The sequence below is a fragment of the Neisseria sp. P0021.S006 genome (genome assembly GCF_051956895.1).
This window is the reverse complement of the sequence record NZ_JBQCWZ010000232.1, coordinates 1-1849: the sequence shown is the minus strand read 5'-3', so window position 1 is coordinate 1849 and position 1849 is coordinate 1. Positions and strand designations below refer to the sequence as shown.

2 protein-coding genes and 1 pseudogene are annotated in these 1849 nt (G+C 51.3%); all 3 read left to right on the top strand.

What is annotated here, in order from left to right:
* Positions 1-479: transaldolase family protein (locus ACTHUM_RS12870; protein WP_440403040.1), on the top strand; the 479-nt coding region annotated here is incomplete at its 5' end.
* A gap of 152 nt (positions 480-631) precedes the next feature.
* Positions 632-1519: a tRNA glutamyl-Q(34) synthetase GluQRS gene (gene gluQRS, locus ACTHUM_RS12865; protein ID WP_107792124.1), complete on the top strand. Its 888-nt coding sequence runs from the start codon at positions 632-634 to the stop codon at positions 1517-1519.
* 238 nt (positions 1520-1757) lie between these two features.
* A pseudogene (locus tag ACTHUM_RS12860) lies at positions 1758-1849 on the top strand (LytR/AlgR family response regulator transcription factor); the annotation flags it as partial.

The window sequence follows — 1849 nt, the reverse complement described above, 5'->3', positions numbered from 1 at the left end:
ATATCCAAGTTGTCGCCAGCTTCTTTATTTCCCGTGTCGATGCCGCATTGGACGCTACCCTGCCCGACCACCTCAAAGGCAAAATCGCCATCGCGCTGGCCAAAGCCGCCTATCAAGATTGGGCGCAATACTTCGGCAGCAGCGAATTTGCCGCACTTGCCGAAAAAGGTGCCAACCGCGTACAACTTTTGTGGGCATCCACAGGCGTGAAAAACCCTGCCTATCCTGACACTTTGTATGTTGATAGCCTGATTGGCGCCCATACCGTCAACACCGTTCCCGATGCGACACTCAAAGCCTTTATCGACCACGGCACCGCCCAAGCCACTTTGACAGAAGGTGTAGACGAAGCCCAAGCGCAGCTTGCCGAAACCGCCAAACTCGGCATTGATGTTGAAACTTTGGCAACTCGTTTACAGGAAGACGGTTTGAAACAATTTGAAGAAGCCTTCGCCAACCTACTGGCTCCCTTGGCTTAAGCGGATTGAACGGGCGGCAAAGAAACTTAAATCATTTTGAAAAGTCTCAGGCCGTCTGAAACCCAAATTCGGGCGTGTACGGCACACCCTTTTCTATCACGATTTGAATACCGTGCAGGCATACTGCCCCTGCCCTACAAAACCACCCTGCCATGTATATAGGACGTTTTGCCCCCAGCCCTACCGGCCTACTTCATATCGGCTCCCTACTGACCGCCGTTGCCTCCTATGCTGACGCGCGCGCTCATCAGGGTAAATGGCTGGTCCGCATTGAAGACCTTGACCCCCCGCGTGAAATGCCCGGCGCCGCCGACGACATTTTGCGCACGCTTGAAGCTTTCGGCTTTGAGTGGGACGGCGAAATCGCCTATCAAAGCCGCCGTTACGACCTATATCAAGACACCCTCGACCGCCTTAAAGCAGCCGGGCTGGTGTATCCCTGCTATTGCAGCCGCAAAGACTGGCAGGCGGCGGCAACACATGGCGCAGACGGATTTGTGTATAACGGCCGTTGCCGCAATCCTCAGCAAAGACCCGACACGCAAAACAAAATGCCGGCATGGCGCATTCAAGTCCCCAATCGCGTGATCGGTTTTTCAGACGGCATTGTCGGACAATACGCACAAAATCTGGCACACGACATCGGCGATTTCGTCCTGCTTCGTGCCGACGGCTATTGGGCCTATCAGCTTGCCGTGGTTGCCGACGATGCCGATCAAGGCATAACGCATATTGTCCGCGGTCAGGACTTGCTCGTTTCCACGCCGCGCCAAATCTATCTGCAACAATGCCTCGGCGTTCCCACGCCGTCCTACGCCCACCTGCCGCTATTGACCAACAGCCAAGGGCAAAAGTGGTCGAAACAAACCCTTGCCCCGGCTTTGGATTTGAATCAAAAAGAACAACTCCTCCGCCAAGTCCTGACCTACCTCAACCTACCCGATGCCCCCGCCGTAAACCGTCCGCAAGAATTACTCGATTGGGCGGTGGCGCACTGGCAAATGAACAAAATCCCAAAATCGTCCATTATCACGAAATGAATTAGCACGATTACAACAAAATTACTCTAGGTATTACAATATTTCATAAAATTATGTAAGTAATCTTCAGATTCATTCCAAATCACGCCCAAGAAGCGAAAAATCATGTATATTTTAAAAATTTCCTAAAATTGTTGCGAAGTGATAATTTCAAGCTGACAACAACATACGGCTGACGCGTTATCAAGGACGACAAAGCGCGACAGATCTCCCACGATACAACAAAAAGAATACCGCTATGCCAAGTGCCATTATTGTAGAAGACGAAGTATTAGCAGCAGAACGCTTACGTGTATTATTGGAAGAGTGCAATGTCGTACTGCTCAACGT